The following is a 12825-nucleotide window of genomic DNA, read 5'->3' on the forward strand; positions in this document are numbered from 1 at the left end:
TTTCACGACAAAGGCGCCGTGTTGCCCCGCTTGCTGCTGCAGGCCGGGGCAGCCGGCGCCTTTTTGCGTTTCCACAGGAGCCCGCCCATGGTCAATAACCAAGTGCGCAGCGTATGCCCGTATTGCGGCGTTGGTTGCGGCATCGTCATGAGCGTTGCCGACGGCAAGGTCGGCAAGATCAGCGGCGACAAGCAGCACCCCAGCAACTACGGCCGGCTGTGCACCAAGGGCCTTACCGCCCACTTGCCGCTGACGGCGGCCGGGCGCATGGAAGACGCCTACCTGCGCCAGCAACGCAACCAGCCGCCGGTGCGCGCCAACATGGACAAGGCAATTGCCGACAGTGCTGCACGGCTACGTGCCATCATCGACCAGCATGGGCCAGACGCCGTAGCGCTCTACGTGTCCGGGCAGATGTCGCTGGAGGCCCAGTACCTGGCCAACAAGCTGGCCAAGGGTTTCATTCGCACCCGCCACATCGAGTCCAATTCGCGCTTGTGCATGGCCAGTGCCGGCAGCGGCTACAAGCTGTCGCTAGGCGCCGACGGCCCGCCTGGCAGCTACGAGGATTTCGAGCACGCCGATGTGTTTCTGGTGATCGGTTCGAACATGGCTGACTGCCACCCGATTCTGTTCCTGCGCCTGCTCGACCGGGTCAAGGCGGGGGCCAAACTGATCGTTGTCGATCCCAGGCGCAGCGCCACGGCCGACAAGGCCGACCTGTTCCTGCAGCTGCGCCCCGGCAGCGACATGGCCTTGCTCAATGGCCTGCTGCACCTGCTGCATCGCAATGGCCACACCCACCCCGATTTCATCGCCCGCCATACCGAAGGCTGGGACGACATGCCCGCCTTGCTCGATGACTACAGCCCCGAACGGGTGGCCGCCATCACCGGGCTGGCCGAGGCCGACATCGTCAAGGCCGCGCAATGGATCGGCAGAGCCGGCAACTGGATGAGCTGCTGGACCATGGGGCTGAACCAGAGCATTCACGGTACTTGGCACAGCAATGCCATCTGTAACCTGCACCTGGCCACCGGTGCCATTTGCCGCCCTGGCAGCGGGCCGTTCTCGTTGACCGGCCAGCCCAATGCCATGGGCGGCCGCGAAATGGGCTACATGGGGCCCGGCTTGCCCGGCCAGCGCTCGGCGCTGGTGGCGGCCGACCGTGCCTTCGTCGAACAGCAGTGGCAACTGCCACCCGGTAGCCTGCGCAGCGAAGCCGGCGAGGGAACGGTGGCGCTGTTCGAGCAACTCAAGGCCGGCGAGGTGAAAGCCTGCTGGATCATCTGCAGCAACCCGGTTGCCAGTGTCGCCAACCGCCAGCAGGTGCTCGACGGCTTGCGCCAGGCCGACCTGGTGATCGCCCAGGACGCCTTCCTCGACACCGAAACCAACCGTTACGCCGATATCCTGCTGCCTGCCGCGCTGTGGGCCGAAGGCGAGGGCGTGATGATCAACAGCGAACGCAACCTGACCCTGATGCCCCGCGCTGTCGAGCCGCCCGGGCAAAGCCTGCCGGACTGGCAGATTATCGCCCGTGTGGCCTGCGCGATGGGCTATGGCGAGGCCTTCGACTACCCGAACGCCGAGGCGGTGTATGAGGAAATTCGCCGCTTTCACAACCCGGCCACCGGCTATGACCTGCGTGGCATCAGCTATGCCGACCTGCGTCAGCAACCCCGGCAGTGGCCCAGCGCCCCGGGGCGCGAGCAGCACCGCAGCCCGCTGCGTTACCTTAACGATGGCAGCAGCCAGGCGCTGCTGCTCGATGACCAAGGGCAGCGGCCGGCTATCGCCTTCCCCACGGCCAGTGGCAAGGCACGCTTCTTCGCCCGGCCCTGGCTGCCGGCCGCTGAGTTGCCGGATGACGCCTTCCCCCTGGTGCTCAACACCGGCCGCGTGCAGCACCATTGGCATACCCTGACCAAGACCGGCAAGGTACCGGCGCTGAACAAGCTGGAGCCCGGCCCGTTCGTTGAAATCCACCCGGAAGATGCCGGCCGTTTGGGCATTGCCGAGAAAGACCAGGTGGCCGTTCGCTCGCGGCGTGGCCAGGCCGTGCTCCCGGCGCGTATCAGCGACCGGGTCATGCCGGGCAACTGCTTTGCGCCGTTTCACTGGAACGACCTGGTCGGTGAGCAGCTGGCCATCAATGCCGTCACCTGCGATGCGCTCGACCCTCTGTCGTTGCAGCCTGCATTCAAGCACTGCGCCGTGGCCCTGCAGCGGGTTGCCGGCGAGCGTATCGAGGCCCTTGAACTGCACACCACCGTTGCCGAGCCTGCCAGCATGCCGACCGCCACCTTGTCCCGCCTGTTAGGCCTGGACACCTTGCCGGCCCCGGTGCTGGCCGAAGACGAGCGGCACTATCTGCAAGGTTTTTTGCTGGGGCTGGCCCAGGCGCGCGCCGACGGTGTGCCCAGCCTGCCGGCCAGTGCGCCGCTGCCGGCCAGCCGGCGTATGTTCGTTGACGGCTTGCTGGCCGGGCTGTTCGCGACCCCGGCCCAGGCACCGGCCGCGGCGCCAGCCCAGCCGCTGCACCAGGTGGTATGGGCTTCGCAGACCGGCAACTGTGAACTGCTGGCCGAGCGCTGCGCCGAACGCCTGCGCGGCGCAGGCCTGCAGGTGCAGCTCAGTTGCATGCAGGCGACCCGCCCCAGCCAGCTACGCGGCGCTGCCAGCGTGGTATTCATTACCAGCACGTTCGGTGATGGCGAGGCCCCCGACAGTGCCGCGAACTTCTGGCAGGCGTTGCAGGGTCAGGAGGGCGGCCACTGCGCCGAGCTGCCGTATGCCGTGCTGGCCTTAGGCGACTCCAGTTATGAGCAGTTCTGTGGTTTTGGCCGCAAGCTGGACCAGCGGCTGGCCGAGCTGGGCGGCCGGCGCCTGCTGCAACGGGTGGAGTGCGAGCCCGACTTCGACGAAGCGTTTGCCGGCTGGCTGGAGGCGCTGCTGCCAAGCCTGGGCAGCACCGCCGCGGCACAACCGGCCGGGGCAGCGGCACCCGTGGCGGCTTACACCAAGCAGCGGCCCTGGGCGGCCACCCTGCTGGAAAACCGCCTGCTCAACGACCCCGGTGCCAGCAAGGAAACCCGCCAGTTGGTCTTCGACCTCAGTGGCAGCGGTTTCACCTACGCCGCCGGCGACGCCCTGGGGGTATGGCCACGCAACTGTCCGGCGCTGGTCGCAGAACTGCTGGCGCTGATGCAACTTGACGGCCAGGCGCTGGTGGAATTGAAGGGCCAGCCCGCCATGCCGCTGGCCGAAGCCCTGCAGGCACACCTGGAAATCGCCAAGGTCACCCCACAGCAACTGCAGGTGTTCGCCGCTAATGCCCCCGACCTGCAGCGCCTGCTGCAGCCCGACTGCAAGGCCGAACTGCACGCGTGGTTGTGGGGCCGGCAACTGGTCGATGTGTTGCGCGCCTTCCCGCAGCAACTGCCACTGGCCAGTTGGCTCGCGTTGCTCAAGCCGTTGCAGCCACGGCTGTACTCGATCAGTTCCAGCCCACTGGCGCACCCTCAACAGGTGCACCTGACCGTTTCCACGGTGCGCTACGGTGATCGCAAAGGTGTGTGCTCCAGCTTCCTGGCCGACCGGGCACAGGCGTTGAAGGTGGCGATTTTTCCGCAGGTGTCGAAGCACTTCCGCCTGCCTGAGGACGATGGTGTGCCGTTGATCATGGTCGGCCCTGGCACTGGCATTGCGCCGTTTCGGGCGTTCCTTGAAGAGCGCGAAGCGCGCGGCGCCAGCGGGCCGAACTGGCTGTTCTTCGGCGAGCAGCACGCTGCAAGCGACTTTTATTACCAGGCGCAATTGCAGGCTTGGCAAGCCACGGGGCACCTGCGGCTGGACACGGCGTTCTCGCGTGATCAGGCGCAAAAGATCTACGTGCAGACGCGCATGCTCGAGCACGGCGCGCAGCTGTGGCAATGGTTGCAGGCCGGGGCGTACTTCTATGTCTGCGGTGATGCCCAGCGCATGGCCAAGGATGTAGATGCGGCCTTGCGGGCGATTGTCGCCGAGCATGGCGGCATGGATGCCGCAGCGGCTGATGCCTACGTGGACGGCCTGAACCAGGCCCGGCGCTACCGGCGTGACGTGTATTGATGTGCACCGCGATGGGTTGCAGTGCACTGCGAGTGTGCGCAGCCGATGCCGGGTGGTTCGCGGGCGAACCCGCTGCTGCATAGGCCTGGACCGCTGTGCAGGCCCGTGCAGGCGCGGGTTTGCGCGTAATGCGTCCACCCCCGGGAACAGGCTTGGCACACTCCCTGCTTAGCCCATGTAACAACAAAGCCCACTGATCAACGGCGATCAACCGGGCCCCCTACCGTGATGAATACAGGCAAAGGCGCCTGGAGCTTCGGCTCCAGGCGCTTTTTTTTGATCGAGGATCGGCTTATGAAGGCAACAGCGAGCAGCGGGCAACGAGAGCGACTGGTCATCGTCGGCAACGGCATGGTCGGCCACCACTGTGTGGAACAACTGGTCAGCCGCGGCGCCCTGCAGCAGTTCGAGGTACGGGTGTTCGGCGAGGAGCGCCAGCGCGCCTACGACCGGGTGCACCTGTCCGAGTACTTTGGCGGTAGCTGTGCCGAAACCCTGGCCCTGTGCGAGCACGACTTCTACACCGCCAGCGGCGTGCACCTGCACCTTGGCGAAGCGGTCCTGCAGATCGATCGCGAGCGCGGTGAGGTGGTTACCGCCCAAGGCCGCTACGGCTACGACCAACTGGTCCTGGCGACCGGTTCCTACCCCTTTGTGCCGCCGATCGAGGGCTCCAGCGGTGATGCCCGCCTGGTCTACCGTACCCTCGACGACCTCGATGGCATTCGCGCTGCCGCCGCCAGCGCCCGCCGTGGCGTGGTGGTGGGGGGTGGCCTGCTGGGGCTGGAAGCGGCCAACGCCCTCAAGTCGCTTGGCCTGGAAGCCCACGTGGTGGAGTTCGCGCCACGGCTGATGCCGGTGCAGCTGGATGGCGAGGGCGGCGCAGCGCTCAAGGCACAGATCGAAGCGCTGGGCGTGGGTGTGCACCTGTCGCGTGCCACTCAGTCCATCAGCCAGGGCGACGCCTACCGCTACCGCATGAACTTCGACGGTGGCCAATACCTGGAAACCGACCTGATCGTGTTCTCTGCTGGCATTCGCCCGCAAGATGCCCTTGGTCGTGCCTGCGGCCTGGACATCGCCCCACGCGGCGGGGTAGTGATCGACGAGCACTGCCGCAGCAGTGACCCGCGCATCTTTGCCATCGGTGAATGCGCATCGTGGAACGGTAGCGTGTTCGGCCTGGTCGCGCCCGGCTACAGCATGGCGCGCAACCTGGCGGCATTGCTCTGCGGCGAGGCGCCGGTGCCGTTCAGCGGTGCCGACATGTCGACCAAGCTCAAGTTGCTGGGGGTAGACGTCGGTTCGATCGGTGATGCCCACGGGGCTACGCCCGGTGCACGCAGCTACCGCTTCATCGACGAAGCCAACAGCGCCTACCGGCGGCTGGTAGTGGATGCCAGCGGCAAGCATGTGCTGGGTGCGGTGCTGGTTGGCGACAACAGCTATTACGACACCTTGCTGCAGTATGCCCAGAACGGTATTGCCCTGCCGGCTGACCCCGCCGCGCTGATCCTGCCGCAAGGCGGCGCAGCACCAGCGCTGGGGGCCGACGCCTTGCCCGACAGCGCCACCATCTGCTCCTGCCATAACGTCAGCAAGGGTGCAGTCTGTGCCGCCATCGACAGCGGCTGCAGCGACCTGGCTGCGGTCAAGGGCTGCACCAAGGCGGCAACCGGCTGTGGCGGCTGCGCAGCCTTGCTCAAGCAAGTCTTCGAGCATGAACTGACGGCCCGCGGTGTAGCGGTGGACAAAAGCCTGTGCGAGCACTTCGCCTACACCCGGCAAGAACTCTACGGCATGGTGCGGGTGGAGGGCATCCGCACCTTCAGCGAACTGCTCGCACGTCACGGCAAGGGCCACACCGGCTGTGACATCTGCAAGCCGGCGGTGGGCAATATCCTTGCCTCCTGCTGGAACCAGCCGATCATGGACCCGGCGCTGGTGCCGCTGCAGGACACCAACGACACCTTCATGGCCAACATGCAGAAAAACGGCACCTATTCGGTGGTGCCGCGTATTCCGGGGGGGGAAATCACCCCGGACAAACTCATCGTGATTGGCCAGGTGGCCAAGAAATACGACCTGTACACCAAGATCACCGGCGGCCAGCGCATCGACCTGTTCGGCGCCCAACTGCACGAATTGCCGCTCATCTGGGGGGAGTTGATCGAGGCTGGTTTCGAAACAGGCCATGCCTACGGCAAATCGACCCGTACGGTGAAGTCGTGCGTGGGCAGTACCTGGTGCCGCTACGGCGTGCAGGACAGCGTGGCCATGGCCCTGCGCCTGGAAGACCGCTACAAGGGCCTGCGCAGTCCGCACAAGCTCAAGTTCGCCGTGTCTGGCTGCACCCGCGAATGTGCCGAGGCGCAGAGCAAGGACATTGGCGTGATCGCCACCGACAAGGGCTGGAACCTGTACGTGTGCGGTAACGGCGGCATGCGCCCGCGGCATGCCGAACTGTTTGCCACCGACCTGGATGACGAAACCCTGGTACGCCTGATCGACCGCGTGCTGATGTTCTATATCCGCACCGCCGACAAGCTGCAGCGCACTTCGGTGTGGCGTGAAAACCTCGAAGGCGGGCTGGACTACCTGAAACAGGTGGTCATCGACGACAGCCTCGGCCTGGCCAGCGAACTGGAAGCGCAGATGCAGCATGTGGTCGACCAGTACCAGTGCGAATGGGCCAACGCCCTCAACGACCCTGAGAAGCTCAAGCGCTTCCGAACCTTTGTAAACGACCAGCGCGCCGACCCGGACGTGCACTTCGTGCGTGAACGCGAACAACGCCGGCCTGCCGCGCCGCTGCACCTGATCCCCACTGTCGAGGAGGCTGTCTGATGATGTTGTCCAGTGCTGCTGTGAACGAACGCGAGAACTGGCAGGCCGTGTGCCGGGCGCAAGACCTGGTGGCTGATTCCGGTGTGGTGGTGTGGCTCGACGGTGCCCAGGTGGCGCTGTTCTATCTGCCTGGCCAAGCCCAGGCGCTGTACGCGGTGGACAACCGCGACCCACGCTCCGGGGCCAACATCATCGGCCGCGGCTTGGTGGGGAGCGTGCAGGGTGAGCTGGTGGTGGCGGCGCCTTTGTACAAGCAGCATTTCAGCCTGCACACCGGGGAATGCCTGGAGGATGGCGGGCAGCGCTTGCGGGTGTGGCCGGTGCGGTTGAAGGGTGAGGCGGTGGAACTGGGTGTGGCCTGATTCTCGTGTATTGCCAGTGCCGGCCCTTTCGCGGGCTTGCCCGCTCCTACAGGTACAGCGCAGCCCTCAAGCCCTGCGATGAATGTGTGGGAGCGGGCGAGCCCGCGAAGAGGCCGGCACACGTGCCTCAGAACACCAGCCCCTGCGGCGTGCGCCCGGCAAACACATCCACCAGGCTGGCCACCACCATCTGGCCCATGCGCGTGCGGGTCTGCACGGTGGCACTGGCCCGGTGCGGCTGCAGTACCACGTCCTCACGCTCGAACAACGCCTCGGGCGCTCGCGGTTCATCGGCAAACACATCCAGCGCCGCGCCGGCGATCTCGCCAGCCTGTAATGCGGCGATCAAGGCCGGTTCGTCCACCAGCTTGCCGCGCGCGATGTTGATCAGGTAACCCTCGCTGCCCAAGGCCCGCAGCACGTCGCGACCAATCAGCGCCTCACCCTTGTCGGCCGCCGCTGCAAGGATCAGTGCGTCGCTGTTCTTTGCCAACTGCAGCAGGTCGGCCTCGAAGCCGTATGGCACATCCAGCGCCTGCAAATCGGTGTAGCGAATCGGGCAACCGAACGCGGCTGCCCGCTGCGCCACCGCGCGGCCGACCCGGCCCATGCCGACAATGCCCACGCGCATGCCCGACACCTGACGGGCCAGTGGCAACGGTGCCAGCGGCGTGGCACTGGTGGCCCAATGGCCGGCGCGCACGAAACGGTCACCGGTGCAGATGCCCCGGCACACACCGATCAGCAGGCCGATGGCGAGGTCGGCAACGTCCTCGGTGAGGGCACCGATGGTCGCTGTCACCTGGATGCCGCGGTCGCGGGCGTAGGCCAGGTCGACCGCGTCGGTGCCGACACCATTGACCGCGATCACTTCCAGGTTGGGCAGGCGCGCCATCAGTGCCTGGCTGATACCCGTGTGGCCACCGGTGATCACGCCGCGGATATTGTCGGCATGCTGGCTGACATAGGCGTCCTTGTCGGCCTGTTCGTAGTAGCGGTGTACGGTGAACAACTGTTCAAGGCGCTCACGGATCTGCGGGATGAGGATCGGGCTAAGTTGCAGGACTTCGGGTTTCATCGGTCACTCCATCAGGAACAGGGTTCATCGAAAGCAAGGTTCAGCCACGGCCAACGAATGGCATGTTGCTGGCCATCACGGTCATGTTCAGTACATTGGCGTCCAGCGGCAGCGCAGCGATGTAGCGCACCGCGTCGGCCACATGGCGCACGTTTAGCATTGGCTCGGCGGCGATCTCGCCATTGGCCTGGCGCACACCACGGGTCATGCGCTCGGACAGCTCGGTCAGGGCGTTGCCAATGTCCACCTGGCTGCAGACGATGTTGTAAGGCCGGCCGTCCAGCGCCAGTGCCTTGGTCAGGCCCAGCACCGCATGCTTGCTGGCGGTGTAGGGCGCGGTGAACGGGCGCGGGGTATGCGCCGAGATCGAGCCGTTGTTGATGATCCGCCCGCCTTGCGGCTGCTGGCGGCGCATCAGGCCGAAGGCCGCGCGGGCACAGAGGAACACCCCATCGACGTTGGTGGCGATGACGTTGCGCCAGTTTTCCAGCGGCAGCTCGTCGACCGGTACGGCCGGGGCATTGATGCCGGCATTGTTGAAAATCACGTCGAGGCGGCCATGTACCTCCTCGACGGTGGCAAACAGCTGCGCGACGCTCTGTTCATCGCGCACGTCAGTGGCTACCGCCATGGCTTCACCGCCCGCAGCCTGCGCCTGTTCGACCACCGCTTGCAGCGGTTCGAGACGGCGCCCGGCGAGGACCAGGCTGAAGCCATCTTCCAGCAGGGCGAGGGCGACGGCGCGGCCGATGCCGCTGCCGGCGCCGGTGACCAAAGCGATTTTCCTGTTCTGCTTCATTTCTTCACTCCAGGGGAATCAGGCAGCGTGGGCGGCTTGCCCGGCAGGGCGGGGGCCGACGTGCAAGTGCAGTTCGCCGATACCGTCGATGCCGGCGTGGAGGGTGTCGCCTGGGTTCAGCGCCGCCACCCCGGGCGGGCTGCCGGTCATGATCAGGTCACCCGGGCGTAGCGGCAGCTGGCGGGACAGCCGGCTGATGACTTCGGCCAATGCCCAGGTCTGCTGGCTGATGTGGGCACGCTGGCGCTCCTGGCCATTGACCTGCAGCCACAGCGTCGCATTCAGCGGCCAGGCGCACTCGCTGGCGGGGACGATGGCAGTCATGGGGGCCGAGGCCTCGAACACTTTGGCCGCCTCCCAGGGGAGGCCCTCGGCCTTGGCCTTGCGCTGGTGATCGCGCCGGGTCATGTCCAGGCCGGCGGCAAAGCCGAACACGTGTTCCAGGGCATGCTCCGGGGCGATGTCGGCACCGCCCTTGGCGATGGCTGCGACCAGCTCGATTTCGTGGCAGAACTCGTCGGTCTGCGGCGGGAAGGGCAGCTCGCCCGCTGCCTCGACCACATTGCTCGCTGGTTTCATGAAGAACACCGGCTCCTGTGGCGCCGGCCCGTAGGTTTCCGGCCATGGGTAGTTGCGGCCCAGGCAGAACACCCGGCCGACCGGAAAGCGCACATCGCTGCCGCGGATCGGCAGGCTGACGATGGCCGGCGGGTTGAACAGGTAAGTCATGGGTCAATCCTCCTTGCTGGGGTGGCCAGCGTATGTCACGGGCTGGCCGGTAAAGTTGGACGAAAGCGGGGTTGGGTTGGACTATCCAGGCAACCTGTACCGGCCCTATCGCCGGCAAGCCGGCGCCCACAGGTCCAGGCAACTGCGCAGGCCTTGTGGGAGCTGGCTTGCCAGCGATGAGGCCAGCACAGGCCGTGGGAATCTCAAGCTGCAGTCTTGAGCTCGATGCGGTACAGCTTCCCCAGCAGCAGCGAATACGAAAGCGTCCCCATCAACGCCACCGCGCCAATGAACCAGAACGCCATGGCGAATGAACCGCTGGCCTGCACGATCGCGCCAATCACGATGGGCGTAACGATGCCGCCAATGTTCGCGGCCAGGCTGGTAATCCCGCCGGTCAGGCCGATCAGCTCCTTGGGCGCCACTTCCGACACCGCCGCCCATGACGACGAAGCGATACCCTGGGCAAAGAACGCCAGGGTCAGGACGGCGATGCACAGCACGTTGGAGTCGGTGAAGTTCACCAGCACGATCGACATGCCCAGCATCGAGCCCACCACCAGCGGTAGCTTGCGGGCGAATGACAGCGAGTAGCCCTTGCGGATCAGCAGGTCGGAGACGATGCCCGCCAGCAGGATGCCAACCGTGGCGCCAATGAACGGCATGACCGCGAAAATGCCGACCTTGATCAAGGTCAGCTGGCGCTCTTCGATCAGGTAGGTCGGGAACCAGGTCAGGAAGAAATACAGCGCCGAGGTGCTGGCGAACTTGCCCAGGCAGATCGCCCACACCTGGCGGTAGCGGAACAGCTCGGCGACCTGGCGCCAGTCGAAACGGGTGCGTTGCTGGCTGCTTTTGACCAGGCCGCCGCCGTTCTCTATGTAGGCCAGTTCTTCCTTGCTGACCTTCTTGCAGTTCAACGGGTCGCGGTACAGGAATAGCCACACCACGCCAAACACGATGCCGACCAGGCCCGTGCTGTAGAACACATGGCGCCAGTCGTAGGTGGTCGCCAGCCACAGCAGGGCGCCAGTGAACAGCGCCGTGCCCAGGTACTGGCCGCACACGTAGATGCTGCTGGCCATGCCGCGCTCGCGGGCGGGGAACCACACGGTGACGGCGCGGCTGTTGGCCGGGAAGGCCGGGGCCTCCATGGCACCGACCGCCAGGCGCAGGCCGAACAGCGAGGCAAAGCCACTGGCCAGGCCCTGGGCCACGGTCACTGCCGACCAGCTGATCAGCGACACGCCGTAGGTCAGGCGCGAGCCGAAGCGGTCGGCGATGAAGCCTGCCGGCACCAAGGCCAGGGCGTAGGTCCACGCGAAGGCGGAGAAAATCAGGCCCATCTCGACCTTGTCCAGGCCAAGGTCCTTGGCCATGAACGGCGCGGCGATGGAAATGTTCACCCGGTCGACGTAGTTGATGATGGTCGCCACCAGCAGCAGCGACAGCATGAACCAGCGCCGGCGGGTGGGCAGACGCTGGGCAGGGGCCGCGTCCAGCGCGTACGATGACGCGGCGCGGGGGGTAGGCGTGCTCGACATGAGTCGACCTCGTTTGTTGTTGTTGGTAGAGGTTGGGCTGCAGTCCCTTTACTAAGGTGGTCGTACAACGTCCTGAATGCAACGGCGGTTTTAGATCGTTTTTTTCACAGGAGGCGGGGTAAGGCTGAACTGTCCAAAAAAATCGGGAGGCGGGGTTTTGACCGGTTTTTCTGCTGGGTGTCGCATTTCTAGAGGGCTGTGGGCGCTCAGGGTTGCGCAGGTTTTTGCAGACGGGTTTAATTTGATGAGTTTGGACATCGTACAACTTGCATTGCCTGTTCCGGCCTCTTCGCGGGCACGCCCGCTCCCACAGCATCATCACCGGGCTTGGGGCTGCGCTGCACCTGTGGGAGCGGGTGAGCCCGCGAAGAGGCCGGAACAGGCAGCGCCATTCTGGAACCTGGAGTAAGCCCAATGCCCCCAAAGCGCGAGGTCCCGACCTACGTCATGCAGCAGCGCAGCGAGCTGATGGACTTCTACATCCGCGACCAGCGCGGCCGCCCCGCCGAGACAGCGCCACATCGCCACGAGTACTTCCAGATCCAGGTCAACCTGGGCGGCGACACGGTGCAACACATCGGTAGCGTGCAGCGCCCCTTCAGGCGCAACACCCTGGCTTTCATCCTGCCGCACCGGGTGCATGTGATCCCGCACCCGGCCAACAGTGACTTCGTGGTGATCAACTTCTCCCAGACCTTCCTGCTGCCGCACTTGGCCTGTGACCCGATGGACCTGGAAGAGGTGTCGATCCTGCAGGCGCCAGAGCTGTCCCCGTTCCGCTTTCAGGAGCACCTCGACTTTTGCCTGGGCGAGGCCGACTTTGCCGAGTTACGGCAAGTCCTCGACCGCATGCGTGTACTGGATGCCAACCGCCGCTTCGGCACCCGCGAAATCCTCAAGGGCCTGTTGCTGCAACTGATCGGCCAGGTCTGTGGCCTGTATGCCGAGCCGCTGCGCGAACTGGCCGAGAGCAATGCCGCACAGCTCAGCCGCCGTGCGGCGCTGGGCCGCATGAGCGAATACCTGCGCAGGCATATCGACGACCCCGACCTCAACCTGCAGAAGGTCGCCGCCGCCACCTACCTGTCGCCCACCTATTTGACCCACTGGCTGCGCAAGGAAATCGGCAAGACCTTCAGCGAGCTGGTGCTGGAGCGGCGCATGCACGCCGCACGCAACTACCTGCTCAACGGCAGCCGCCCGGTGGGCGAGGTGGCACGGCTGTGCGGCTTTGCCGACGAAGCCTACTTTTCCCGACGTTTCCGCCAGATCCACGGCCTGCCACCCGGGCAGTTCCGCCGCCAGCAGCGCGACCCGGATACGCCACAGGTGGCGATGCGGTAAGCTTGCCGG

The 12825-nt window shown here is 65.6% G+C and carries 8 protein-coding genes; 4 read left to right on the forward strand and 4 right to left on the reverse strand.

The annotated features are described in order from the left end of the window. The first annotated feature begins 87 nt into the window (after positions 1-87). From GEV39_RS05810 to nirD, 3 genes are all read left to right on the forward strand, one after another. Entirely contained in the window at positions 88-4113 is a 4026-nt protein-coding gene (locus GEV39_RS05810; protein WP_173887854.1) for a bifunctional nitrate reductase/sulfite reductase flavoprotein subunit alpha, read from the forward strand. A gap of 294 nt (positions 4114-4407) precedes the next feature. Beyond that, complete coding sequence (gene nirB, locus GEV39_RS05815; protein ID WP_173887855.1) at positions 4408-6960, forward strand: nitrite reductase large subunit NirB; 2553 nt, start codon at positions 4408-4410, stop codon at positions 6958-6960. Next, the gene (nirD, locus tag GEV39_RS05820; protein ID WP_173887856.1) at positions 6960-7322 is read left to right on the forward strand and encodes a nitrite reductase small subunit NirD; all 363 of its coding nucleotides are present in this window, start codon (positions 6960-6962) and stop codon (positions 7320-7322) included. The genes nirB and nirD overlap by 1 nt, the downstream gene beginning before the upstream one ends. A gap of 127 nt (positions 7323-7449) precedes the next feature. Here nirD and GEV39_RS05825 read toward each other — a convergent pair whose 3' ends face one another. The 4 genes from GEV39_RS05825 to GEV39_RS05840 all read right to left on the reverse strand — a co-directional run bounded on the left by GEV39_RS05825 (position 7450) and on the right by GEV39_RS05840 (position 11472). Continuing rightward, a complete protein-coding gene (locus GEV39_RS05825; protein WP_173887857.1) occupies positions 7450-8400 on the reverse strand; it encodes a 2-hydroxyacid dehydrogenase in 951 nt (316 codons plus the stop codon). Between the two features lie 40 nt (positions 8401-8440). Continuing rightward, on the reverse strand, positions 8441-9199 hold the full coding sequence (locus GEV39_RS05830; RefSeq protein WP_029885869.1) for an SDR family oxidoreductase: 759 nt from the start codon (positions 9197-9199) through the stop codon (positions 8441-8443). Positions 9200-9217: 18 nt separating this feature from the next. Beyond that, entirely contained in the window at positions 9218-9928 is a 711-nt protein-coding gene (locus tag GEV39_RS05835; protein WP_173887858.1) for a fumarylacetoacetate hydrolase family protein, read from the reverse strand. 203 nt (positions 9929-10131) lie between these two features. Then, a complete protein-coding gene (locus tag GEV39_RS05840) occupies positions 10132-11472 on the reverse strand; it encodes an MFS transporter (protein WP_009686232.1) in 1341 nt (446 codons plus the stop codon). Between the two features lie 414 nt (positions 11473-11886). Here GEV39_RS05840 and GEV39_RS05845 point away from each other — a divergent pair, with 414 nt between their 5' ends. Continuing rightward, a complete protein-coding gene (locus GEV39_RS05845; RefSeq protein ID WP_173887859.1) occupies positions 11887-12816 on the forward strand; it encodes a helix-turn-helix transcriptional regulator in 930 nt (309 codons plus the stop codon). Positions 12817-12825 lie beyond the last annotated feature (9 nt).

The sequence above is a fragment of the Pseudomonas sp. NY5710 genome (assembly GCF_013305665.1).
GTDB lineage: Bacteria > Pseudomonadota > Gammaproteobacteria > Pseudomonadales > Pseudomonadaceae > Aquipseudomonas > Aquipseudomonas juntendi.

Bases quoted from the DNA above. Each gene is read 5' to 3' on its own strand.
- GEV39_RS05810 (WP_173887854.1), top strand. From the start codon at position 88: ATGGTCAATAACCAAGTGCGCAGCGTATGCCCGTATTGCGGCGTTGGT.
- nirB (WP_173887855.1), top strand. From the start codon at position 4,408: ATGAAGGCAACAGCGAGCAGCGGGCAACGAGAGCGACTGGTCATCGTC.
- nirD (WP_173887856.1), top strand. From the start codon at position 6,960: ATGATGTTGTCCAGTGCTGCTGTGAACGAACGCGAGAACTGGCAGGCC.
- GEV39_RS05825 (WP_173887857.1), bottom strand. From the start codon at position 8,400: ATGAAACCCGAAGTCCTGCAACTTAGCCCGATCCTCATCCCGCAGATC.
- GEV39_RS05830 (WP_029885869.1), bottom strand. From the start codon at position 9,199: ATGAAGCAGAACAGGAAAATCGCTTTGGTCACCGGCGCCGGCAGCGGC.
- GEV39_RS05835 (WP_173887858.1), bottom strand. From the start codon at position 9,928: ATGACTTACCTGTTCAACCCGCCGGCCATCGTCAGCCTGCCGATCCGC.
- GEV39_RS05840 (WP_009686232.1), bottom strand. From the start codon at position 11,472: ATGTCGAGCACGCCTACCCCCCGCGCCGCGTCATCGTACGCGCTGGAC.
- GEV39_RS05845 (WP_173887859.1), top strand. From the start codon at position 11,887: ATGCCCCCAAAGCGCGAGGTCCCGACCTACGTCATGCAGCAGCGCAGC.